The sequence below is a fragment of the Sinorhizobium mexicanum genome (assembly GCF_013488225.1).
GTDB classification, from domain to species: Bacteria; Pseudomonadota; Alphaproteobacteria; order Rhizobiales; family Rhizobiaceae; genus Sinorhizobium; species Sinorhizobium mexicanum.
The window spans coordinates 245,142-268,505 of sequence record NZ_CP041240.1; the positions used below are offsets into that span (position 1 = coordinate 245,142).

The 23,364-nt window shown below is 58.0% G+C and carries 19 protein-coding genes and 4 pseudogenes; 5 read left to right on the forward strand and 18 right to left on the reverse strand.

Going from position 1 to position 23,364, the window contains the following annotated elements; all coding sequences use genetic code 11:
- Window positions 1–42 precede the first annotated feature (42 nt).
- The 6 genes from FKV68_RS23215 to FKV68_RS23240 are packed head-to-tail and all read right to left on the reverse strand — an operon-like array spanning window position 43 to window position 7,106.
- Window positions 43–1,071 carry an ABC transporter ATP-binding protein gene (locus FKV68_RS23215; RefSeq protein WP_180941972.1) on the reverse strand — a complete coding sequence of 343 codons (1,029 nt, stop codon included), beginning with the start codon at window positions 1,069–1,071 and terminating at the stop codon, window positions 43–45.
- Complete coding sequence (locus tag FKV68_RS23220) at window positions 1,068–2,096, reverse strand: ABC transporter ATP-binding protein (protein WP_425347650.1); 1,029 nt, start codon at window positions 2,094–2,096, stop codon at window positions 1,068–1,070. Before FKV68_RS23220 ends, FKV68_RS23215 begins: the two co-directional genes overlap by 4 nt.
- Before the next feature lies 1 nt (window position 2,097).
- Window positions 2,098–2,979: an ABC transporter permease gene (locus FKV68_RS23225; RefSeq protein ID WP_180941973.1), complete on the reverse strand. Its 882-nt coding sequence runs from the start codon at window positions 2,977–2,979 to the stop codon at window positions 2,098–2,100.
- Between the two features lies 1 nt (window position 2,980).
- The gene (locus FKV68_RS23230; protein WP_180941974.1) at window positions 2,981–3,922 is read right to left on the reverse strand and encodes an ABC transporter permease; all 942 of its coding nucleotides are present in this window, start codon (window positions 3,920–3,922) and stop codon (window positions 2,981–2,983) included.
- The gene (locus tag FKV68_RS23235; protein WP_180941975.1) at window positions 3,922–5,532 is read right to left on the reverse strand and encodes an ABC transporter substrate-binding protein; all 1,611 of its coding nucleotides are present in this window, start codon (window positions 5,530–5,532) and stop codon (window positions 3,922–3,924) included. The genes FKV68_RS23230 and FKV68_RS23235 overlap by 1 nt, the downstream gene beginning before the upstream one ends.
- A gap of 50 nt (window positions 5,533–5,582) precedes the next feature.
- Window positions 5,583–7,106 carry a M81 family metallopeptidase gene (locus FKV68_RS23240; protein ID WP_180941976.1) on the reverse strand — a complete coding sequence of 508 codons (1,524 nt, stop codon included), beginning with the start codon at window positions 7,104–7,106 and terminating at the stop codon, window positions 5,583–5,585.
- Between the two features lie 423 nt (window positions 7,107–7,529).
- Here FKV68_RS23240 and FKV68_RS33330 point away from each other — a divergent pair, with 423 nt between their 5' ends.
- Together FKV68_RS33330 and FKV68_RS33850 are read left to right on the forward strand one after the other, a co-directional pair.
- Complete coding sequence (locus tag FKV68_RS33330; RefSeq protein ID WP_245182055.1) at window positions 7,530–7,955, forward strand: IS5 family transposase; 426 nt, start codon at window positions 7,530–7,532, stop codon at window positions 7,953–7,955.
- A complete protein-coding gene (locus FKV68_RS33850) occupies window positions 7,952–8,236 on the forward strand; it encodes a hypothetical protein (protein ID WP_425347651.1) in 285 nt (94 codons plus the stop codon). Before FKV68_RS33330 ends, FKV68_RS33850 begins: the two co-directional genes overlap by 4 nt.
- Here the strand turns inward: FKV68_RS33850 and FKV68_RS23250 are convergent.
- The 6 genes and pseudogenes from FKV68_RS23250 to FKV68_RS23275 form a co-directional block, all read right to left on the reverse strand.
- Window positions 8,146–8,382, reverse strand: a complete 237-nt coding sequence (locus FKV68_RS23250; protein WP_180942324.1) for a hypothetical protein — start codon at window positions 8,380–8,382, stop codon at window positions 8,146–8,148. The genes FKV68_RS33850 and FKV68_RS23250 overlap by 91 nt on opposite strands.
- Window positions 8,379–8,567, reverse strand: a pseudogene (locus FKV68_RS23255) (tyrosine-type recombinase/integrase); the annotation flags it as partial. The pseudogene FKV68_RS23255 and the gene FKV68_RS23250, both read right to left, overlap by 4 nt.
- A gap of 319 nt (window positions 8,568–8,886) precedes the next feature.
- Window positions 8,887–9,045: pseudogene (locus tag FKV68_RS23260) on the reverse strand (NAD(P)-binding protein); the annotation flags it as partial.
- Window positions 9,046–9,165: 120 nt separating this feature from the next.
- On the reverse strand, window positions 9,166–10,548 hold the full coding sequence (locus tag FKV68_RS23265) for an amidohydrolase family protein (protein WP_180941970.1): 1,383 nt from the start codon (window positions 10,546–10,548) through the stop codon (window positions 9,166–9,168).
- Window positions 10,549–10,750: 202 nt separating this feature from the next.
- On the reverse strand, window positions 10,751–12,115 hold the full coding sequence (locus FKV68_RS23270) for an aminotransferase family protein (protein ID WP_180941969.1): 1,365 nt from the start codon (window positions 12,113–12,115) through the stop codon (window positions 10,751–10,753).
- Window positions 12,116–12,195: 80 nt separating this feature from the next.
- On the reverse strand, window positions 12,196–13,566 hold the full coding sequence (locus tag FKV68_RS23275; RefSeq protein ID WP_180941968.1) for an MmgE/PrpD family protein: 1,371 nt from the start codon (window positions 13,564–13,566) through the stop codon (window positions 12,196–12,198).
- A 352-nt stretch (window positions 13,567–13,918) separates the two neighbouring features.
- Between FKV68_RS23275 and FKV68_RS23280 the strand changes: the two are divergent.
- The 3 genes and pseudogenes from FKV68_RS23280 to FKV68_RS23290 all read left to right on the forward strand — a co-directional run.
- Window positions 13,919–14,017: pseudogene (locus FKV68_RS23280) on the forward strand (DDE-type integrase/transposase/recombinase); the annotation flags it as partial.
- A gap of 1,127 nt (window positions 14,018–15,144) precedes the next feature.
- On the forward strand, window positions 15,145–15,312 hold the full coding sequence (locus FKV68_RS23285; protein WP_180942325.1) for a hypothetical protein: 168 nt from the start codon (window positions 15,145–15,147) through the stop codon (window positions 15,310–15,312).
- A gap of 75 nt (window positions 15,313–15,387) precedes the next feature.
- Window positions 15,388–16,359: a helix-turn-helix transcriptional regulator gene (locus tag FKV68_RS23290; protein WP_180941978.1), complete on the forward strand. Its 972-nt coding sequence runs from the start codon at window positions 15,388–15,390 to the stop codon at window positions 16,357–16,359.
- Between the two features lie 423 nt (window positions 16,360–16,782).
- On the opposite strand, the gene FKV68_RS23295 is transcribed toward FKV68_RS23290, so the two are convergent.
- The 6 genes and pseudogenes from FKV68_RS23295 to FKV68_RS33670 form a co-directional block, all read right to left on the reverse strand.
- Entirely contained in the window at window positions 16,783–17,487 is a 705-nt protein-coding gene (locus tag FKV68_RS23295; protein WP_425347606.1) for a response regulator transcription factor, read from the reverse strand.
- Window positions 17,488–17,595: 108 nt separating this feature from the next.
- On the reverse strand, window positions 17,596–18,084 hold the full coding sequence (locus FKV68_RS23300) for a NifX-associated nitrogen fixation protein (RefSeq protein WP_180941980.1): 489 nt from the start codon (window positions 18,082–18,084) through the stop codon (window positions 17,596–17,598).
- Between the two features lie 3 nt (window positions 18,085–18,087).
- Window positions 18,088–18,577, reverse strand: a pseudogene (gene nifX / locus FKV68_RS23305) (nitrogen fixation protein NifX).
- Window positions 18,578–18,587: 10 nt separating this feature from the next.
- Window positions 18,588–19,928 (reverse strand): nitrogenase iron-molybdenum cofactor biosynthesis protein NifN, encoded by a 1,341-nt coding sequence (gene nifN / locus FKV68_RS23310; RefSeq protein WP_180941982.1) that lies wholly within the window; start codon window positions 19,926–19,928, stop codon window positions 18,588–18,590.
- A gap of 1,795 nt (window positions 19,929–21,723) precedes the next feature.
- Window positions 21,724–22,737 (reverse strand): 1-aminocyclopropane-1-carboxylate deaminase, encoded by a 1,014-nt coding sequence (locus FKV68_RS23315; protein WP_180941983.1) that lies wholly within the window; start codon window positions 22,735–22,737, stop codon window positions 21,724–21,726.
- A gap of 355 nt (window positions 22,738–23,092) precedes the next feature.
- A complete protein-coding gene (locus FKV68_RS33670; RefSeq protein ID WP_180941984.1) occupies window positions 23,093–23,350 on the reverse strand; it encodes an exopolysaccharide production repressor protein in 258 nt (85 codons plus the stop codon).
- Window positions 23,351–23,364: the final 14 nt, after the last annotated feature.

Consider the following 23,364-nt stretch of genomic DNA (forward strand, 5'->3'; position numbering starts at 1 on the left):
ATTTCCAGCCCATCGATGAGCCAGATCTGTAGATCAACGCCGTTAAGCACAGGAGTTTGCGACAGGCCCAGATTTGGCCGCCACAGCCGGGGACTCCGTTGCCGGAGCGCGTACGTGACAGGCCACGACGCGTCCGTCTGCCATCGGCACCAAAGGCGGCACTTCGATGCGACAACGCTCGACCGCGAGTGGACAGCGCGGATGAAACGCGCACCCTGTCGGTGGGTTGATCGGGCTCGGCACCTCGCCCTCCACGGGCACCGCCAGCCGAACTCGGGTGGGATCCGGCACCGGGGCCGCGGCGATCAGCGCCTCTGTATAGGGGTGCACCGGTTTGGCGAACAGTGCTTCGCAGGGTGCGAGCTCCACGATCCGGCCGAGATACATGACCGCGACACGATGCGCGATATGCTCGACGACACCAAGGTCATGCGAGATGAAGACAAAGGCGAGGCTCATCTGCTGCTGAAGGTCCACGAGCAGATTGAGAATCTGCGCCTGGACGGACACATCTAGGGCTGACACCGCCTCGTCGGCGATGATGAGCGAGGGCTTGAGCGACAGCGCGCGTGCAATGCCGAGCCGTTGGCGCTGGCCGCCCGACAGTTCGGATGGGAGCCTGTGCGTCATCTCGGGCGCCAGGCCAACCTTCTGGAGAAGGTCAGCAGCAAGGGCGTTGCGCTGCTTGCGGCTCAGACGCTCGAAATTCTCCACGGGTTCGGTGATAATCTGTCCAGCGGTAAGGCGCGGGTTCAGCGATGAGTAAGGGTCCTGAAACACCATCTGCATCCGACGGCGATGCACGCGAAGCTCGTGCTTCTTGAGGCCCGCAATATCGGTCCGATCGATCAGGACGCGTCCGCCTGTTGGATCCACGAGCCGCATCAAGAGCCGCGCGACAGTGGACTTGCCGCAGCCGGATTCCCCAACGATGCAAAGCGTCTCGCCTGCGTCGACGGAAAATGATACATTCTCGACCGCTCTCACCACAGAAAAGGGCCTCTTGAAGAACCCCGCACCGAGCGGATAATGCTTGGTGAGATTTTCAACTAATAGCAATGGACCGCTCATGCGCACATAATCTCCTCTGAGCGCCAGCAAGCCGCGGCTTGACCCGCTTCGACGTCGCGCAGGACGGGTGTCTTCTCGCGGCAAATGTCGATCGCGAACGGGCAACGCGGTGCAAAGCTGCACCCGATTATCGGTTCACGCAGGTTTGGCACAATGCCAGGGATTTCCGGCAGACGGCGCTGGCGCCCCTGCCGACGGTCAGGCACCGAGCGCATGAGAGCCTGAGTGTAAGGATGCATGGGGCGCGCGAAGAGATCCGTCACAGTCGCTTGTTCGATGATCCGGCCAGCATACATAACGATAACGCGTTGGCACGTTTCGGCCACGACGCCCAGATCATGGGTTATGAACATCACGGCCGTCCCCGTCCGCTCCTTCAGATCGACGATCAGCCGCAGGATCTGCGCCTGAATTGTGACATCGAGTGCGGTTGTCGGCTCGTCGGCGATCAACAGTTCCGGCGAGCAGGCAAGGGCCATCGCGATCATGACGCGCTGTCGCATTCCGCCTGACATTTCATAGGGATAGTTGCTCACTCGACGCTCGGGATCCGCGATGCGGACGAAGCGGAGCATTTCTTCGGCCCTGGCCATCGCAATTGAACGGGAGGCTCCCGTGTGGATCTGTACCGCTTCGGCAATCTGGCGACCGACGGTGTACACCGGGTTCAGACTCGTCATTGGATCTTGGAAGATCATTGCGATCTTTTCACCGCGGATCTTTCGCATCTCCCGCTCCGACAACTCAAGAAGGTCGCGGCCTTGGAATCGGACCTCGCCGCCGACGGTCCTGGCTGTCAGCTTCGGCAGCAGGCGAAGAATGGAAAGAGCGGTAACACTCTTCCCACATCCCGATTCGCCAACGACCCCAAGCGTCTCGCCTTTCCTGACCTGAAAGCTGATGCCGCCTAGGGCGCGGGTGACACTTTCTTCGCCGTAAAAGTGCGTCTCAAGGTCTCGGACATCGAGAAGTATGTCTTCTGCCACGGATTTATGCATTTGCATGTCAGTTTTGTGCATCAGCATGTCAGCACCTCCGCTTCGCGCGGGGATCGAACATATCGCGCAAACCATCCCCCAGCAGGTTGACCGAAAGAACCGTGACGGCAAGAAGGATGCCGGGCGCGAAGATCGTCAATGGAGCGATGGCAAGATACAAGCGCGAACTGGCGATCATGTTGCCCCAACTGGGGATTTCAGGCGGCACGCCCACGCCGAGAAAACTCAGCCCAGCTTCGGTCAAAATGGCACTCGCACAAACGGTGGCGCTTTGCACCATCAGTGCTGGAATGGTGCTCGGGAGGATATGCCGCAAGAGCACCTTCGGCAGGCGGGCACCACCGCAAAGAGCAGCCTCCACGTACGGACGGTCCCGCATGCTGAGCACCACCGAACGAACCAGCCGCGCGACAGCTGGCGTCTCAGGGATTGCAATGGCTACGATGAGAATACTGATGCCGGGGCCCGTCAGAGAGATCAGCGCGATAGCCAGCAAAATCGTCGGGATCGACATCAAACCGTCCATCACCCGCATCATGACACTGTCGAAAGTGCGGTTGTAACCGGCAAGGATGCCGATCGCGAGGCCAACAAGAGCGGCGGAAGCCGCCGATGCCAACCCGACCATCAGGGATATCCGCGCGCCGAAAATCGTTCGGGCAAACACATCGCGGCCCAGATTGTCGCTCCCAAACCACATTTCGCCCGACGGTGGCTGTAGCCGTTTGAACGGATCCATGTTTCCCGGATCGCCGGCGTAAAGCGGGGCAGTAAAGGCGAGGATGATCAGGAGGGCCAAAAGGCCGCCGCCGATTAGTACGAGTGGATGCCGTCTTGCGAGGCGGGCAATACTGGAAAGTCCCAGCGAGGCCGACGGCGTGGTCTCAAATGTTGCGGAGGGGAGTGTCATATCAGTACCGGATACGTGGATCGATCAAGGTGTACGCCAGATCGACCGTTAGATTGATAAGGACGTACATACCCGAAGTCAGGATGAGCACGCTCTGAATAACCGGATAGTCGCGGTTGTTTATCGCACTCACCACCAGGCGACCGATACCGGGTAAGTTGAACACCGTTTCCGTGAGTACGACCCCGCCGATCAGATAGGCGAAGCTTATGCCGATGACGGTCAGGATCGGCACCCCGGCATTCTTCAAGGCATGGTGGAAAAGCATGGCGTAGGACGAAGCACCCTTGGCTGCGGCCGTTCGCATATAGTCTTCCGACAGGACCTCGAGCATGCTCGCCCGCGTGACACGAGCGATGAATGCAATGTAGGCAAGACTTAAAGCGACGGTGGGCAGGATCAGGTGGACGAACCAAGGCCTGAGGCCACCATCGATCGGTACATATCCCTGGACCGGAAGCCAGTGAGTCCTGATGGCGAAGAAGTAGATGAAAAAATAACCGATGACAAAGACCGGAACGGAATAACCCAGTGCCGAAAAGGCCGCGAGGATGCGGTCGATGAGACCGCCAGATCGCCATGCCGCGAGGATGCCGAAGGAGACCCCAACCGTTACCGAAAGAATCATCGTCAGGATCGACAGAGAGATGGTCGCTTCAAGCCGCTGCGAGATGAGCTTGAGAACCGGTTGTCCGGTCAAGATCGAGACGCCGAAATCGCCCCTAAGCATGTCGCGCACCCAATGGATGAACTGAACCGGCAGAGGTTCGTTCAGGCCCAGCTGCTCACGAATGCCAGCAATTACTTCCGCCGTGGCGGACTTGCCGGCGATGATGGCTGCCGGGTCGCCAGGCGCCAGCCTGAGAAGCAGGAACACGAAGGCCCCGACCATCGCCATGACGGCGATGGCCGAAACCACTCTGCGTAAGATGTAGGCCGCCATCAGGTTGAAGCCTTTTGCATGTTCCACATCGGGTACACAGCCGACGGAACATGAACCAGACCAATCAGAGATTTTCGGCGAGCGATTGGCTCGATATGCTGACCCAACATGACAGTGCCAACAAAGTCCCACGCGAGGCGTTGCATTGCACGGGCCAGTGCTTGGCGCTCCTCAAGTGTTTCGACCTCTACCCATTTGGCCCGGAGAGCCTCGTATTCATCGTTCTTCGGCCAGCCATAATAGTCTACGCCATTTGCAGCGAGCAAAGGCAAACTGATCGGATTGCCAAATTTGGAATTGGTGAAGTCGCTAATAAATACGCTCCAGCCGCCGTCCTCAATCGGTTCCTTCTTTGCACGGCGTTCTTCAACCCCGGCCCAGTCGCTCGGGGCGAGCTCAGCACTGACTCCAATCTTTCGCAGGGTGTTCGCCAGATATTGCGCGGCATTGCTGGCTGGCGGCCAGTCCGTGGCCTGCAAAATGACAACCGTTTCGCCGGCATATCCCGCCTCCTGCAAGAGATGCTTAGCTCTTTCCGGGTCGCCGCCCTTTTTGTACCATCCCGTGTTTTCGTCGTTGGAATACGGGGTGCTGTTTCCAAATATTGATGTAACAGGGTGTATGTAGTTTGGATCGAATCCGGCCGCCAGCATAATTGCTTCCTGATCGATCAGGTGAAGCATCGCCTGACGAGCCTTGACGTTGTTGAACGGCTTCTGCAGGCAGTTCATGCGTAAGAACATGTCTTGACCCGAAGTGTTTATGATCTCCAATTCAAGGTTGAAATCGCTCTTGATCACAGGGTATAGTACTTGTGATGGTACTTGAACCAAATCGACCTCTCCCGCTTGGAGAGCCGCGAAGGCGGTCTGTTGATCGGAAATATATTGCGTGACCACTCTATCGACCTTGACGAACTTTCCGCCGGCGAACGCGTCTGCTGGTTCCTGGCGGGGTATATATTGTTCATTTCGGTCGTAGGTGAAGCTTACGCCAGGCTTGGCTAGAGCCTGATTGAACTTGAATGGCCCGGATCCGATATTCGCGGTCACCTGCTCCGTTGGGGGAAGCTTCGCGTCCTTCTCACGCATGATAGCTAGATAATATCCCACGTAGGATGATGCGAGCAAAGGTATGAGAAGCGGCATCGGTTCGTTGAGCGTGATCGTGAAGGTCTTCTCGTCCTGCTTCGAGATATCTTTGACCTTCGCCATGATCAGTTTTCCACCTACGTCCACTTGACCCCAGCGTCGGATCGAGGCCACACAATCCGCCGCAGCGACTGGGCTGCCGTCGTGGAAGGTCAGGCCATCGCGGAGTTGGAATGTGTAGGTCTTCTTGTCCTCGGAGACGCCCCACTTCCCCACCATTTGCGGTTGCGGAATCCCTTTGGAATCGCTTTCGAAAAGCGTGTCGTAAATCGCTAAAGCATGGTTCTGTGCGAGAGTTAATGAGACGATCGGATCGAATACTACGAGTTCCCCGTCCGTCACCCAGCGAACTGTCCGAGCGTCATCTGGTGATGTTTGCGCCCGAAGGATTGTCGGCATTGATAATGCCGTCCCGGCGGCCAACCCTGTCTTGATAATTTCGCGTCTAGTGATTGTCATATTCCGTTCCTCCTCTTTTTTTGATTTCTGTTGCTCATTCCAAGCGCTTGCTACATTCTTCTGGAAGTGCCTGCAGGATGCTGACGGGCAGTGATTTCGGGACTAGAGATATCGTGTTCGGGCCAGAAGTGCGCTTTCCGGAACTCGAATTTATGTTTTCTATAGTAGCCAACGCCAGGCGTATTCACGAGCACTGGTGTAGCTAGACCAGCAAAGTTCAAAACAAAGTGGAAACCTGATTTAACTACTACGAAATCGAGGTTTCCGATAACCACGTTCTGGCTTGTAAAAGCTGCTGGATCAGTGGTGTCCGCCGGCTTTGTGGTTAGTAGCACTTTGATGCGGTCATCTACCCTGAGGACGGCCGTTGGTCCCATAGCACTGCGGGCGCCGTTGCTGACGGGACCCTCGACGATAAAATTTCCGTCACTCACGTACTCAACAAACCCGGTGACCAATCGAGGCGTGTAACCCGGTGTGAATCCTGCTCCGATAGACAGCGTAACAGTTGCACCTACACCAGCCTCTATTGCCCTGGCTGCTGCGACGGGATCGGTGATAGGCACTGCACCGCGCAGTCCCGGATAGCCATCGAGCGCTGCGGAAAGCAAAATGGTGCCGTCTCCCGGCGCCCCCGCAGCGGTGCGATCTCCCATGTCACCAATCACAAATGGCCGCTTGTCCGGCGAACTCCGGACAAGCTCAAAGACCTGATCAACAGACAGAAGATCGTCCTTGAAACGCTCGCGTTCCACCCAGAAGCGAGTCGCAAGGTCTACGGCGATGGAAGGTGTGTCGGCGCTGGGGCCATTGCTCAAGATGGTGACAACCTGGCCGATTTCGTCATCATCGGTAAAGCGGAACACGTTGTAGATCGAGATATCCTTGATCGACGGATGCAGAGACGCGTACTCGCGTGCTTTTGCATGTATTTCCGCCAGCGGCCCAGAGCCGGTTTCACCCGCACCCGGCAGGATCATAGGCACCCGCGCCGAAATCGTGACCGGCCTTAGACGCCCCTCAAGTTGTTCGATCAGCAGTTCAGCAACTTTCTGGCCACATTCGACAAAGTCCGAATGAGGGTTTTCCTTGCAAGCAATACAAATGTCGGTGTTGTCGAGCATGCGGGGTGTGATATGGCCATGCAGGTCGAGACCGATGCCGATTGGCACGGTGGGGCCAACGAGTTGGCGAAGCGCTTGAAGAAGATCGCCTTCGGCATCCGGCGTTTCCGTCGTGCCCATCGCGCCATGAAGGTCCAAACCTATTGCATCAGGCTTGATACGTCGAATGGCATCCAAAAGTTCCTCACGCATACGCAAGTAGAAACCATGATCGACAAGGCCGCCAGCGCCCCCGCTCGCCGATCTCGCCGAAAAGACTGGTTCAATTGTCACGCCCGCCGTGACAAGCGTTTCGATCAGCCCTTTCAGCACGTCAGCTGGCGCCCTTAGGATATCCTGACCACGTTCCAACACGAAGAGCTCCTCGTCGGCAAGCCTTGGGTTCAGTCTGTTGGCTTCGTGGCCGAAGGCGGCAACGAGAATGCGATAAGGCTTGGGGATTTCTGGCATTCTATCAGTCCCTGCTTTGTAAGGTGTTGGCCCCATCAGACGGTTGGAACGCTGCAACCCGGGCGTGAATTATTAACACCGTGGGCCGTTGCCCCAAACTACCGGTCAGCGCCGTCAGGCGGGACCTCTTTGGCAGCCTCAAATTTCTGTCTGCTCGTCGGGTTCGAGGTCTCATAGACATGCTGCGCAAAGGCGCAGTCGCTTGTAGACCGACTTTCTGCGGACTTCTGCATTGTAGACGGCTCGCTATCACCAATGGTCCATGTGTCTATGCATCTCATGGAGAACGGACCCGTGAAACTCAGAATAGTTATTTGCGGCAGCGATTGATTATGCAATCGGTAGCCTAAGGTCTGTACTCAAGCAGTGCTATGAATCTGCGTTGAAACGTGATTCTCTCTCGGCGTGGCTGAGGGGTGAACCATGGCGAACGAGTTCTGGCTAAACGACGAACAATGGGCAGCGATCGAGCCTTGTTTGCCGAGGAACCAACCCGGCGCGCGCCGGGTGGACGACCGGCGCGTTCTCAGCGGCATCGTTCATGTGTTGAAATCCGGCTGCCGCTGGCGGGATTGCCCGCCGATCTATGGTCCGTACACCACCGTCTACAATCGCTGGAACCGCTGGTCGCGGCGCAAGGTCTGGCGCGAGCTGTTCGAGGCGCTGCGCTCCCTCTCCCCGGACGACGACTTTTACGCCATCGATTCAACCACGGCCAAGGCACATCGCACGGCGGCCGGTGGAAAAGGGGGCGGAGACGCAGGCCATCGGGCGGTCCCGCGGGGGGCAGAATCACGAAAATCCATGCGGTCTGCGACAGCCTCGGTAGAACCATCGCGCTCGAAGTGACGCCGGGCCAGCGCGGCGATGTGCGCGTCGCCATCCCCTTGCTGACTGCGTTACCCCCATCGCATTCCTGTGCGGCCGACACGGCCTACGACGCAGACGGGTTGCGCAAGTTCCTCCTCGAGCGCGGCACCATCCCGGTTATTCCCAACAACCCCACGCGCAGATGCATCCATCCCTTCGACCGAAGCGCCTACAAAAGGCGAAACCTGGTCAATTGCATGTTCTGTAGGCTCAAGGACTGGCGTCGCATCGCCATCTGTGGACGCCCCGCAAGACGTTGATCGAGCAACCCATGTCGTTCAACAATATCCTGGAAGCTATGCAGGACCTGTTGATAGCAGGTGCGGCTTTTGAGATTGCGCAGATCAAGGCTCGCGACATAGCTGCCAATGCGCGTGCGATCGGAATCGGGCCAACGGGAGATCATGCCAGCACCTCCGTTCCCGACACATCAAGAGCGACCGCCCTCAGATCCTCGGTGGCAAGCTTGAGATAGGGGTCTGTCGACCCCGTCGAGCGATGTCCTAACAGATCGCCAATTACCTTTTTCGGAACTGCCGCGCGCAGCAACCCGGTCGCACGAGCGTGACGGAAGATGTGAGGCCCGCACTTCCAACGTCAGCGTGTGGGTGATCATCGGATCGATCTCCCACAGGAAGCTTGCTGTCTTGGCCCGGGAGCGCGCAACGAACGGGCGACGAGGTCGACTGGCGTCTGCAGCTTGAGTTTGTAGACAAATTGCGAAACGGTTGAGAGATGCTTAACTCCGGGTATCGGGCAGCGTCGGCCCGGGAAAATCGGGACAAGACAGCCTGCATCTGTGCGATGTCGCCGCCGACCATCATCTAGCGCTTTTCGTCCACGGGCCGGAACGTGCTATCGTCCGCATTGACGGGTCGAAGGCCATATTTCCTGAGGTCGAGCTCGGTGACTACCTTCGGATGTAGCTGGGATGCAACGTAGGAAAAACGGAAAAGGTGAAGCCGGGAACAATTTCCTCGGACCGAGCTGCGCCGCCAACGACCTGGCGACGCTCCAGCACCAGCACCTTCAGGCCGGCTTTCGCCAGGTAGCAGCTGCAAGCAAGGCCATTATTGCCGCCCCAATCACAATCGCATCATAAGACTTTTGCATTATCGTCGCCCTAATCTGTTTTTCTTGGGAAGCGCGGGTGGGCATCCTGCTCACACGCACTGCTCACGTCACATGCTCATGCGGCGGAGACCCTAGCAGCCAACAGATCGCGCTGGCGCATGGCTTCGGCAAGGATTTCATCCTGATCCATTGTCGTGAGGCGGCCCTTTTCCATGACGACCTTGCCATCGATGAGAACTGTATCGACCGGGATCATCGACGAAGACAGCGACAACAGGATGCCCATATCGTCGCGCCAGGAGTAGTGGGTGATGTCGCGGGCTTCCCGGATGACCACATCGGCGCGCTTGCCCAGGGTCAGGCTGCCCAGCCTGTCACCAAGGCCTGCGTTTCTCGCAGCGTCGATCGTCTGCATGTAAAATGGATCGGATTCATTCAGTCGGTCTCCAGTTACCATCGACAGATAGAGGCTCATGAGGCCCGAGATCCCGATTGGAAATCTCATGGTCGTGTCGACACTGAGCGAAACACTGATCCCTTCTCGGTAAAGATACGGAAACCAGCATCTTTCCGGTGGCGTGATCTGATAGGTAAGCGCGTGTTGGGGGCACCAGGAAAGGCCGGGCTTCATCGCAAGGATGAGCTCAATGTCCTCTTCGGTAAGGATGTTCATATGCGCGAACGTCGCGAATGGCCCAAGGGCGCCAAGTCGGTGCATACGGACCGCGGCGGCATCACCGAACTTCCTTCGCTCTTCCGCGACATCGCAGGGCATGAAGGCCTCATGCATCCACAAGAGCGCGTTTGATTCGGTGGCCACTCTCACTGCTTCCCGGATTAGATCGTCCGTGGAGCCACCACATCCCTGGAGGCCGACATAGCCGCGTACCAACGCATTCTCATCCTTATTGCGGGCAAGTTCATGCTTAAACTGGTCGATAACCCGTCTCGCGTCCGGCGGCGCACGCCGCATCAGCGTCTTGTTCAGCCCGTACCCCTCAGTCATGTCGGATGACATATCGTCCCATCCCCATGGCGCAGTCACCATTCCCCGCATACCGCACTTGGTTAGCGTTTCGGCAAACGCATCGGTCTCGATGACAGTGCCTGCCTCGAAGTACAGGGTAAAACCACGTTGTAGCATTGAGCAGGCTGCAGCGGCCGCATAGGCAGCGGTTACTTCGGGGTCAGTTGCTGCCTTCATGCTCGAGTAGTTCACCTTAGTCGCAGTGCCCGACTGCGGCGAGAAAGGAGCTCCGTGATAAGCCAAGCCCGTGGAATGGATATGGTTTTCAATGAAGCCGGGGTGGACCAAAGCGCCCTGGGCGTCGATCTTGCGCGTTGCATCGTACGCCGACAGAATTTCTTGCTCGCGACCTATCGCGACCACTACGCCATCAGATATCGCTATGGCTCCTGGTCGATAATGCGGCTGACTTCTGTCACCGGTGAAAATATCACCGTTGATGATGAGAGTGTCGACGGTCTTCTTTCGCATTGTTTCATCCTTCTTGTGCATCGTTTCAACCACTGGCGAAAGCCATCCCACCTTCGTGCGGCGCGATACCTTATTGGTAGCTTTAACGGGCGGATGCCCTTGCCCGGCATCATGCAGGCGCTGCCTGGCTGCGCTCGAGAGATTGGCTCCTATACACCGGCCAGCATGGATTGCGTCGAGTTAGGATGGATACGCGCCCGCCTCATCGGTTCTCGCTCTCAAAAACCCGGAACGTCTCAGTGAGAAGCTCCATGAAGAGGTCGATTTCCGGTTCGGTTATGATAAGCGGAGGAGCTGCCATGAACCATTCCCCGAACTTTCCGCTGGCGGTGCGGCGTGCGTAGAGATGCAGCCCGAGTTCGCGGGCGATCTCCGAAACGCGATAGGACGCCTGCTTGGCTGCGGGAAAAATCGCCTTGGTTGCCTGGTCCTCGACGATCTCCACCGCATTGAGGAGGCCCATTCCCCGCACGTCGCCGACAGTGGTGCTCCGATCCTTCAGTGCGTGAAGCTTTCGCTGCAGGAGGACGCCCATCCGCTTGGCATTGCCCATCAGATCTTGGTCGAGCATCTCCTCGAGAACCGCGACACCAATTGCCGATGAGAGGGGGTTTCCAGCATAGGTGTGGCCGTGCAAGAAACCGCCGGAGCCGGCGACCTTGTCCACGATCCTATTGGGGGCGATCATGGCGCCAAGCGGCGAATAACCGGCGGCCAAGCCTTTGGCGCAGACGACGAGGTCAGGCAGAGCGTCTGGCCAATGATGGGCGGCGAGGAAGGTGCCGGTTCGGCCGGCGCCACACATGACCTCATCGAAGATCAACAGAACGCCATAGCGATCGCAAATCTCCCGAACTTTGGAATAGTAACTGTCCGGCGCAACCAACGCGCCGGTCGCGACACCGCCGACCGGCTCCATGATGAAGGCGAGCACCGTCTCCTCGCCTTCTGCAAGGATTTGCCGTTCAAGCGACTCCGCGCAGTAGTCGGCATAGGAACTGACGTCAAAGCCTTCAGGGACGCGATAGCTCAGTGGTGCCGGCACCTTGGGCATTATCTGCATGATCGGGCCGAAGATCTCGTCGCGGTCAGGGTCGCCCGTGACAGCAGCGGCGCCAAGCGTCGCGCCATGATATCCTGGCATGCGCGCGAGGATTTTCCAGCGCTTCGACTGTCCGCTGGCCACCGCGTATTGACGCGCGAGCTTGATGGCAGCTTCGACTGCTTCCGAACCGCCGGAAACGGGAAAAGCCTGATCGAAACCAGGGCCCGCGAGGTCCGCGATCATCCTGCATAGCGTATTGGTTGGTTCACTATAGAACGCGGAATAGCTGATGCGATTGGCCTGGTCGATCATCGCATCGCGGACGCGCTCGTTCCCATGGCCGAGATTGACAACGCACGCGCCGGATGAACCCTCGAGATAGCGCTTGCCGTTAGTATCCCAGAAGAAGATACCCTCCCCATGCGACACCTTGAACGTCCCCCCGGCTCCGCGTGAGCCGGCGTAGAACCTATCGAATGCGTTCTGAGCAGGTTCCGGTCGAACGATACTCTGAGTGGACATTTGCAACCTCATCCTGATTGGTTTGTCGTTGTGAAGAAGGGGGCGCGGCCTGGTTCGCGACGGTGCCCCCCGCGCGGAGATCACGTCATGGCGCAAGGCTTCAATGCGTTGCGGACGGAGAGGCCCTCCAATTCGAGGAGGGACTGTTTCAGACGCGCGGCATTGATAGCGCCGATGACGGGGCTAGCCAGCGTGAGGAATTTCGCTTCCACTTCCGCCTGTCCAAAAGCGGGCCCGCCGGGGGCGCCGGTTGGAACCTCGGCCTCGGCAGAAAGCGTTTTGCCATTCTGGAGAGTGACGCTGACGCGGGCCGGCAGGAGCCTTTGCGCATAAAATACCTCATCGGCGCTGGCGAGGGTTGAAAGGCTGATCCGTGCCGCGGTTTGTCTAACACCTTCGTCAGTCAGGTCGTCTTCGCGCAGGCCGGTCGCGGAGGACTTGTCGTGCAGTTCGAGCGCGAGCGCATAGGGGATATGAAATGCCGCTTCGATGGTGGATTGCGGCCAAGGGCCATCAAAGTCACGAACGAATTCGCTCACGGTTTCGACATGAATGCCCCTGATGTCGGCATGGCCGAAACGATGTCTTGTCTGCAGCACGCGCAGGCAGTCGATCGCGGTATGGATCCAGCGGCAGACGCCATAAGGTTTGAAGCCGGTCTCAAGGATGAAGTAGCGTTCCCCCCACCGGTCAAGCATGTTCTGGGGTTCAAAGCGGTCGGAACCGGCCATGGCCCAGAAGCCGTCGTCGCCGTCGAAGATGGCGCGGTTCCCGTGGAAGCCTTCGCGTACAAGGTCCACCGCCGTGATGGCCCCCTTGTTCGCCCATCCGTAATTGTTCTTCAAAAAACTTATCGGCCGAGAATAGAATTTTTGCCCAAAGGGAAGCGGAGCATGCATCGGCGTCAGTCCGTAAGCATCGGCGATTTGCCCGGCGCTGAATCGGTGCAACAGGCTTGTTGCCGTGCATGCGCCGAAAATCTGCCAAGTCGCAAGACCGCTGACCTGGCGGTTGCGGCCTTCGGTAGACCGCATGGCCGTGCCAAGGCGCAGTGACATTTCATAGCCACCGACAATCGCGGCGATCAGCGCCTTGCCGGAGCTGTTTACCTCTTCGGCAACGGCAAGCGCAGCCGGGATAATGGAGTTGCCGGGATGCCCGAAAAGGACGTAGGAATCATCCAGGCTAAGCATGCTGGCGCTATGGCCATTGGCGTGAGCGGCATTGGCAGGATGGAAGCATAGTGACGTGCCGAAAACGGTGCTTGGACCACCCGAATCGATACGCGCGAGATAGGGCGTCATTTGTCTCGCCCCGCGAGTAGTGCTTCCCGCGATCATGCATCCGACATGGTCGAGGACGAGAAGCTTCGCCTTGTCGAGTACTGCTACCGGCAGTTCGTCGTATGTGAGGCTGGCGACCGTATTGGCAACGTCTTGTGTCAGCGACATAGTTTCGAACCGCAATGAGGAACCTGCGCTATCACCGAAGCCGCAGACTTTGCTAGCGAGACCGCCGCGAGTACGCAACGGCAGATCATGAGGTTGGCTTTCATTTCATATCCTCTTCTTTGGATATCCCCACTTTAAGCGATGTTATTTGCCACGCATTTGCGGATAGTTATGATCGTGCTTATTTCGTTATTCGATTGCGATAACGAGAGCGTGCTCCCGCGCGCGCCTGCGTGACTTCGATCGTGCAAGGGGCGGGCACCGCTTCGAGCATCCGTGAGTTTTCGCCGGGCCGATGTCATGTTGTCTGCATATGCCCGATCCTCGCCGCTTGCGCCGCAAGCAGCACAGCCGAAAAGATGTCTGGCACCTGGACGAGGTCGTCATCACCATCGCCGGCAGGAAACACTGGTTGTGGCCCGCCGTCGACCAGGATGGCTATGTGCTCGACGATTGCTGACGCGGCTGCCGAAGAAGTAAAACGTCGCGCCGACGCGCATGATTAGCGACACCCGCCGAAGGTCAAGGCGACAGCCGACGCCAAGATCAAGACCGACAACATTGATGCGACGGTGCTGGCGCATCTGCTGCGGGCCTGCTGTGGTCAGCTGACATCAGCGGTCGCAGGTCTCAACGCCTGTATATGCAGACAACGTGACATCGCCCCTCTTGGTCCTGACTGTCATCAATGACGACGCGGTTCGGGCCGGCTATGACGGTTTCAGCGCTCTATCGAAGAAGCACGTCGCTGCTCTGCGCGTGTCGCCGACTCTGTAGATCGGCAATAGAATTATTTCCACTGGCCACGATGTTTGAGATAGGTTTCGTCGACATGCCATCCACCGGCAACGATCATTAACCGGGCAAATCGGCGCGCACCGGAACACAACCGTCCGAAATTAGTGGAGACGCACCACGCCACCGCGCCGGTCGTCAAAGCGGTTGCAACAGATCGTTCAAGTAAGTTTATAGAATCTTTGCGACCGCGGATCGCGCCAGGCCTGGCGGGTTTCCCTTGGTTCGGTTGCGTTTTGACCGGCCGTGCGGCTAGTCAGCTAGATCTCTCCTTCTTCGCAGGACGGATTTGCCCTGCGGTTCTTGAACCATTCTCAAATCCGTGACTCTGATGCCGTTCCTCTTTTTTGGCTTCGGTCACATAATGGCGTTCGGCTCCCAACTCCCCATTCTCTCGTATGAGCGCAGCAGCAGAGCTGCCACCTGTCGCATAGAACGAGTCCCCGACGCTCGTAATCCCAGCAATGTCATAGGTCGCACGTAGCCGAGAATATTGCTCAAGGGGAACGTGTAGTAGAGCCAGACTTGCCGGCCAATAGATGGGTCACACGTTAGGCTAACTCGTCGGCATTGCGGCACAGTCTGACACCTCTGCTGCCGCTGCCTACCGCTGGCAACCGAAGGTGGCATGAAAGAGGTCGCGCCCACGGGAAGAATGGACCGTTAAAATGTGGATGGCGCTCGAGGGACCTCGGTTGTTCGTTATCAACTTAACTCGCGTTCAGGGATTTGCGGCATAGACCGATGTATCCCGCCCTCCGTCGATGCGAGGCGGGCTGATCGATGCCGAGATTGATAATGTCGGCCGATTCCTCTCCGCCAAGAAGCTCCGCCCATGCGTCCGGCATCAATGATGGCGCCGGCGCGCTGCTGATGAGCGAAGCGGAGGCCGCAAGGCGTGGCAACACCCCGCTGGCGGGCTCGCCCTCCTTGGCGCTCACTCCGATTTGACACCAAGCCAAAATCGGTTAATTTTTGTTACAAAACAGTTACACAAAACAGTTACACTTGGGGGAGCGGGAGCGTATGAATGCCCTTGAGCAGATCGCTTGGGCGAAGGAATTCGAGGAGGTCCTTGCCCCGCCGGAAATGGCTGGATTCGGGCGCCGCTGGATACCGCCTTCCAGGTATGCGGCGGGTCATGAAGACTGTTTCCAGATAGAGCCCAGCTTTCTGCTGACGACCAAGCACTTCAGGATGCGCGAAGAATGCCTCGAGACCCATCGGGGCACCGACCGCTTGGTGTTCCTCTATCATTTGGACGGACGCCGTACCATCTCCCCATCAAGGGGCGAAGCACTTAAGCTACAGAAGCCCACCTTCGTCGCCTACTTCCATCCCAAAGGCGTCGACGCGATAAGTCAATGGGCCGAAAGCCAGTCGGAGACGGCGCTGGCTCTCGGCTTCGACCCGCAAGATCCGCCACGTGTTGTGGCCGAATTCTCTGATCAGCTAACGGTCCTGCAGGACTTGATGCACGATTCTGCCGGCCGATTTACCTGGATCGAGCTTCCGATCTGTTCGGAAATGGAGAAGGTCGCAAGATCAGTCATATTTCGCAGCATCGGTCAGCATTTTGTGCATCATTATGTCTCCGCAAAGGCCAAAGAGTTACTTTGCATCACTTTAGACAAGCTACTTTCACCGCGGTTTGTAAAAGCTGACACCGCCCTGGGTATGGACGAGCGGATGGAACGCCTTAAAAACACATTTGACGTAGAATTAAAGAGCAAACTGCCGATCTGTAAGCTCGCAGAAGAATTCAATATCTCAAGCCGGAGCGTCAACAAGGCGTTCGCGGATCGATACGGCATCAACGCCTCCGATTACCGGGCTATGGTCCGCTTATCAAAGGCTGTCGATCTCCTCGTCAACACCACGATGCCACTGAAGATGATCGCCTACGAAGTCGGCTACGACCATGCTTCCAACTTCTGCCTGGCGTTCAAGAAGCACTACGGCTACACGCCCAAGGAAATTAGAAGAAGCGGTCTATAGATCATTGGCATTGGTCGTCTCGTCTTGAACTCCCCCCATTGCGGTGTTTGCCGCTTTGAGAGGCGCTGGTAAGTTCCGGTCGTAAGTCTGCAGTTCGAAGTCGGCCCGCAGCGGCGGCTAGATGAAGTCGTGCAGGAGTTCCTCATTTGCGAGGGCCTCCTTGGGGATCAAGTCAAGGGGCCGGACCACATCGGTTAACTTATCATCGACGTATCTATACATGGGCGGATCACCCGCCGACTCATGAGTAGACACGACAACATCGAAGGGAGAGGGCTGACCGCCTTCTCCGTGAGCGTCCGGCGAGGGCATTTTTTGCTCGAGGCGCAGGTGGTTAGCTCGCCCTCGGCCAAGGAAAGTATCCACGCACAGACAAAACCCCTGGCCATCCCACCATAGAATGGCACCACACCAGTTCGCTATTTAGCCGTCCGGTATATCGAGCGAGTAGCCGGCGGACCTGACGGTACGAATGACGCTGCCGGGGGAGGCGGTCTTCAGCGCTTTTCTGATCCGGCTGATATGGACGTCGACGGTGCGTGCACCGATATGGATATTGTTCGGCCAGGCCGCGTCGATCAGTTCGTCTCGGCTGAAGACCTTGCCGGGAGCCTCAAGCAAATGCCGCAGCAGATTGAACTCGATCGGTCCGAGATGGATGTCGTGGCCGTTACCGCGAACTCGGTGGGCATCGAGCTTCATCTCAAGGCTGCCGCAGCAAAGCCAGTTGCCGTTTTCGATCCCGTTTGAACCAGGCTTCGGCAGCGCCAGCTTCGTCCGTAGACAGTCAATGAGCTTGGCCGGCGCGATCGGCCGCACAAAGCTCTCGTCAATGCCTGCCTTCAAGAGATCGAGATGTTGGTTCTCGGCGCCGGGCGCGATCAGGGCAATAACGGGCAGCCCGCCTGTCCGGGGCTCCCCCTTAAGCCGGGCGCAGAGTGTGGCCCCTGACGCGCTTGCCGGCCCGCAGTCCAGCACCACCGCCTGGAGCTCCCTTTCATCGGCCAATGCAAGTGCTTCCTCCATGCTATCAGCCGGCTCACATGCGAAGCCGTCCACCCCCAGAATGTGGCTGAGGAACAGATAGAACTCCACGTCTTGCGAACAGATCAGGACAAGTGGCTTCATCAGCGCTACCCCGAGAACCAAATCGGCCTCGACCGCCTCGGTTGAGTGGGCTGGCCATCGCATGTCCTCAAGGCCTGACATGATCCCCTTGTTCGAAAATCGGTCCCATCACGCCCGCGCCACGTCTGGATAGGCTTCAATCGCCGCTACCGCATCATCAACCAGTTTCGCACCCACCTTTGCGAGTTTGCCAATTGTGTCGAAACCGAACCGATGGACGTCGCGAAGAGTCTTCGACAGAACGACCAACCGCCCCGTCGTCAGAACCACGCGGCCGAAGCCCTCATGGCTCATCATCATGGTAGACGATACCACCAGGCCGGAGCGCTGCTCGATCACAAGTGCCACGCAGGTATAGAAAATCTGCAACCGCCACAGCACGTCCGGGTCGGGATCGCCGATGATCGGGATCTCACGGCGCTGCTCCTTCGTGATGATGAAGTCGGCCAGGAGGTCTGCGTCGGATTTGTCTTCCCACATTCCATAGGTGTCCTGAGCGCGGATCTGCCGCATGAGGCACTTGAGGAAAGGCGTGGCAGGGGCTGTCTCGTCCGCGTCGACAGCAGGACCATCCGCAGTAGCTTTCGGTCTTTTCATCGTTCAGTCCTCATCCTCAAAGGTTTCTTTCGGTGGCGCCTGCCTCCGCTAGCGCCTTGCGCAACCACGGCGGTGGAGCAGTCCTGAGCATCGTCCGGATTCGCGACAGCACGTCCTCAATGGATTGAGGCTGCGGTACTTTGATCGGATGGATTTTCGCCGAAACAACCTTGGCTACCGAAGGACCACCGATCGCCAGACAAAATAGCAGGTGACAGCCCTTCAACGCCTCCACTTTCGGAGTAATTCGGTCATCGCCCTCAGTCCGGTGCTTCCCGCTCTCATCGGAAACATCTTCAAAGGCGACGGCTTCCACGAAATTCCAGTCATCGGACGTCACGTCATAGACAACGAAGCGCTGGGCCGACCCGAAGTGGGCATCGAGGCTTTTCATGTCTTGCGTGGCGATCGCGACGCGCAAGGCACCAGCTTGCCGTTGCGGTATCAGTGGGTACCGGTCAGCGGCGAGCGAAAGGCGACGAACGGAAGTCATCTGGCGTTTCTCATTTACGGAATGGATCGAGTGACTCGGGCCTTGGCGCGTGCTGGTTGGGCTGGAAGATGTTGGCAACATCGAAGATCAGGTCGCGCGTCCCCTGATAGAGGATCGTGAGCTTATGCTGGCTGCCGAGTCGGTCGAAGATCGGGAAACCGATGCGCATGAGCGGAATACCGAGGCGCTCGGCCGCCTGGCGTCCGTGCGAATGGGTGACGAGGAGATCAGCGCCCGCGGCAAGACCTTCGAGATCGCCAAGATCGCCGACCTGGACCTGTTCGGCCGGCACCTTCTTGAGAATTTTCGAGGTGCCGGTCGTGGTGACAGCCGCCGAGATTTCGGCGCCCATCCCGGTGAAGAAAGTCGCGAACTGGTAAAGCTGGTCCGGCTCGGCGGCGATGGCAATCTTTTTGCCGCCAAAATGAAGGTGTCCGTCGAGCAAGGCGTCCTGAAGCTGTGCGCGGCGACGGCGGATTATCGCTGGCGCTGGCGCACGGGAGATTGAAGAAAGCAGCGAGACGAAACGGTCTGTGTCCTTCAATCCTGTAAGGGAATGAAACAAGGCATAAGGCACTCCGGTCAGTCTTTGCAGCACCTCCGCCGGAGGGCGCATATGCTCGCCGATCGCGATGCATTGCACCGCCGTGCCAAGCTCCTGGATGTCCTTAACGCTGGTGCCGCCATAGGTGGTCGGCACCCAACGGTCGTCTGGCACCGTACCATCGAGCGAGCCGGAGAGGTCGGGCAGAATCACTGGCTTGAGGCCGAAGCTTTCCACCGTCTCGCGCAAAAGCGCGATGTCAGCGACCGTGAGGTTCCAGCCCGGCAGGATCGCAATCTTCTTCGACTGCCGAACCCGCTCACCACGCAGTGTAAGTCTTTGGATCAGGGCGGTGACCGCCCGGGCCCAACCCTCCTCAATCGCACCATGGAAATCCGGCGTGTTGGCCAGAACAATCTCCGTACCTGCGAGTTCTTTAGCGTGCATCATCTTGATGTTCGCGAGATCCCTTGCGAAATCCTCTCCACGGGTTTCCGCTAGCGCCGTCGTGCAGACCCCGATCAGTTTCGGGTTCGTGCGGGTCTTTAGATTGAGGATCGCTTCCTCCAGATGGTCCATGCCACCGAGGATCGTCGCCACCTCGTCCATCGCCGTGGTCTGCAAGGGAACGGCTTCCTTAAAGTGCCGCACGAGAAGTACCAGAGCAAAGCTGGTGCAGCCTTGGCTGCCGTGGAATAGCGGGATTGCACCATCGATCCCAAGGAAGGCGAGCGCGGCACCCAGCGGCTGCGAGGACTTTAGCGGATTGACCGCCGACGATTTGGTTTGGGGGAGGATGCCGCTCATCGGCTTTCCTCAACGCTCGCCAAAGCCGTCGGCTGTTGTGCGGATACTTTTTTTGACGGCGTGGACGGTCTCGGTTCCGCTCTGCGTACTTGGCAGTTCCTCCTCGACCGTAGGTTGGTAAATCCCACGGTGCGGGCTCCCGCACCTGGTGCCAGATTATGGGTTGTGTGAATGGCAAGGTCGATCTGGCGTACGAGTTGACGCAAATCTGACATGTTGCCTTCCTTCCTTCATTCCACCGATCGCGCAATGTCGGTCGGCCGCTCGCGCCGCCTCGCATTGAAGGTTTCAAAACTCGTGCCAATCTGGTTGAGCGAGTCCAAGGAGAGGACTTTTGATTTCTTTCAGCTATTTGGTGTGGGGATCGGCTAAACAAGCCTGTGTCGCTGACCGGACAAAGCGGACAGCAAGGTGTCGGATGGCACTATTTGCGACGGATATACCTTCCGTTCGCCGGAGACGCACAACGCTTGACATCCACTCTCGCCGTAAACGGCTGCTCTGGCCGGGAAACCGTCTAGACTAGTGTAATCGAAATACCGCATGGGCGACTGCAGAACTGCGATGCCCGAGCGTGCACGGAGCGAGGCGGAGCTCCCGCTTGGCTTCAGGACTGACGCGAGAAGGGACCACTGGCTACGAACACGTCCCTTGGCTTCATCACCGCTATCGTGCTATGTCGGAATCTTCGTGGAACATCGGTCAACGCGAACGCGGTTGGGAGCGTGAATTCCGCTTCCTCGCGGCGAAATCCTGTCCGCCGTCCGGGGGACGCCGCGCAACAGACTGTCTGGCTTGTAAAGACCGCGACACGCTGGTGGCCAGACTTCCCGCTATGCTCTCATTTAAATACTTGAATCATATGTAGAAAAATTTTATTAGGCCCTTGCTGGTGGATGGCACGATTTTTGAGGATTCCTCATTGCCGAGCATTGTCGTCCCTAAGGTTAGGTTCCGTTAGACGCCACGTGCTCGGCATAGTTCCCGACTCTTAGCTGCTGCAGCAGCAGGTGGAGTACACTATCACGTCCTATTCATTTCTGGCGTGCGGTCACTGTGCGACCTGGGACGGTTTGCCCGATTCGAAGTGGGTGCTTGAGCCGAACGCCAGATCATCCCGAAGCATGGATAGAGGAAAGCGGCGGAAGCAGGCTCCTCCTGAGTAACCGGTAAGGTTGGTGCCATGCAGTCCAGGGTATCAGGCAGTGTCACCATCACCGGTGCGCGGTACTGGGCGCAAATCACTGCGTTACCTGCGAGCGAACGTTCGGTTAATCGACGAGCAGCAAATTTATCCTCGACGAACCTCGGGCAGCAGACCGCTGGGTCGGCCATGAAGCGTTGGTTCTTTGGTGTCGGCCTGGCCGAGTTCTGCATGCCGAGTATGTACCCTGTGTCAAGCGAAGCGAAGATTTGACCACTATTCACAGCCTAGCACTCGTCGGGTGCCAGCCTCGCAAGTCTCCCTAATTGGAGGTCTAGAGACGCCGGGGCTCACCGCGGCAACAGACGGATACCTTCTAATGATGGCCACCGCCAACTCGGATTGCCATCGCTTGGTTAGGGGTAGAATGGCGAGCCGGCACTCAGCCGATCATCAACATGATTGTCGGTGCTTTCTCGCCCTTACCAACCACTTCGCACGCGAGCTGGTTCTGCGATCCGAATTCATGGCGGGGTGGCGCGGCGACAAGATCAACAGGGCATCCGCCGCTTCATGCGCGGCGAAAACGATCTGTCGGCCGTCACAGCAGCAGCTTGTCGCTCTCGCGAATCATCTGAATGCTGTCGCGCATCAGCCATTGCGAAACGTGTAGCCGTAGCCGTTGATGGCCGGGGCGCCGCCGAGATGCGCATAGAGGACCCTCGAGCCCTCCGGAAAGAAGCCTTTCTGAATGAGATCAATCATACCTTGCATCGATTTGCCCTCGTAGACGGGATCAGTAATTATGCCCTCGAGCCGCGCACACAGGCGGATGGCGTCACTCGTTTCTGCGGACGGGATCCCGTAACAAGGGTGCGCGTACTGCTTCAACAATTCCACGTCATCGTCGACGATTGCCGTGCCGAGGTTGACAAGCTCTGCGGTATGCCGCGCAATTTGTAGCACCTGCGCCTTGGTTCCGACGGGGGTAGCCGAGGCATCGATACCGATCACGTTGCGCTGTCGCCCGTCCTTGGCGAAACCGACCACCATGCCGGCTTGCGTCGAGCCCGTCACCGTGCAAACCACGACATAGTCGAAGGCAAATCCAAGCAGCTTCTCCTGCGCGCGTACTTCCTCGGCGAACCCGACGTACCCGAGACCACCATATTTGTGAACTGAGGCCCCAGCCGGAATCGCGTACGGCCTGCCGTCCCTTGACCTGACCTCATCGAGTGCTTGTTCCCAACTGCGGCGGATGCCAATGTCAAAGCCCTCATCGACCAGACATACCTCTGCTCCCAAGACCCGGCTCAAGAGAATGTTGCCGACGCGGTCGTAGACGGCATCCTCATGTGGTACCCAGCTTTCCTGTACCAGCACACATTTCATGCCTATCTTAGCCGCAACCGCAGCGACCATCCGTGTGTGGTTGGACTGCACGCCACCGATGGAGACAAGCGTGTCGGCCTTCGACGCGATCGCGTCGGGGACGATGTACTCGAGCTTGCGGAGCTTGTTTCCGCCGAACGCGAGGCCCGAGTTGCAGTCCTCGCGTTTGGCGTAGATTTCTACCTTTCCGCCCAAATGCTTGCCGAGGCGGTCGAGCTTCTCGATGGGCGTAGGCCCAAAGGTAAGCGGGTAGCGTTCGAACTTTTCCAGCATGTTCTCTCCAGTGGCATGTGATAGTGCTGAAGCTCGCTATGCGAACGCACTCAAAGAGGCGTTTTAGATCCACTGCGCTCTCCATGTCTCAGATGGGCTCGTCGGTATTTCCAGCAACGCCGTAGCGACCGTACGCCGGAGTGCCAGCAACGCCTACGTAACGGGAAAGCCGCATCTTCCGCGGGAGAAACGACTTAAGTCCGGTCGCCTGTGGCCATCCTAGACACGGCATTCGTTCAATGACGATGTTCATGGCTCGTCCAAATGGCGCGAATCTGAGGACTGTTTGTCATCGTCCGCCGAAGCGAGCGGCGACGTGTCACGCGGTTGAGGCAAGGTGGGGACATCGGAGGATTCATTCATCACCCTCATGATACTCTTGCGACTGATAGCGAACTTTCTGGCAATGCACAGCCCTTTGCGCACCTCTCTGAGCGCAGCTAGACCGCCAGACCAAAAAGAGCACGCTTCCGAAATAAGCGACCTGGAGAAGCAGCCAACTGACGAACGTTGTGACCACTACTTTGCGGATGGAAAGCGAGAGGAAGTAGACCGCTAGAGCGTTGTTGCACAGGACCAGCAGCAGGACGCGACAGAAGACTCTGAAGTGCACAGCCGTTCTCCTGG